This window comes from Polaromonas sp. P1_G2 (genome assembly GCF_056405515.1).
Genome location: NZ_JBFUBY010001297.1, coordinates 1 through 428, shown reverse-complemented (window position 1 = coordinate 428; position 428 = coordinate 1). Strand labels below are relative to the sequence as shown.

The window sequence follows — 428 nt, the reverse complement described above, 5'->3', positions numbered from 1 at the left end:
CATTTGGACATTTTGAGCTGCTTGAAGCCGTGGATCGCGACGACGCGACTCGCCTCAGCATTGGTCTCGACGTCCAGGCAGGCGCAGGCATAGCCGTAATTGCCGTTGGTGGCGACATAGTCGCCGGCGGAGATGTCGCCGATCATGTCCATGCCGTCGGCCTGATAGCCGCCCTGTTGCATCAGCGTCCAGCTGTCATCTTTGTCGAGGAGCCACCAATTGCCGGGTGTCGGGTTTTCGAGCCAGCCGCAGCGAGTCTCCGCGAAAGCGCCTTGCGCGGAGACGAGCACCAGGAATGCACCGAAAAACAGAACCGCCAACGACTTCATAAACATCCCCCGACGAGGAGTCGATTATGCATATTTCCGTTGGCGTTCCAACGCACTGTTGTCGTTAAAGGCGAAGCGTGCTGCGGCGTCGCAGTGGAT

General features: G+C 58.9%; 1 protein-coding gene. It reads right to left on the bottom strand.

Going from position 1 to position 428, the window contains the following annotated elements:
- Positions 1 to 329, bottom strand: a 329-nt coding sequence (locus AC1D0P_RS30220) for a DUF4087 domain-containing protein (protein ID WP_477680102.1), incomplete at its 3' end; no start/stop codon positions are given.
- Positions 330 to 428 lie beyond the last annotated feature (99 nt).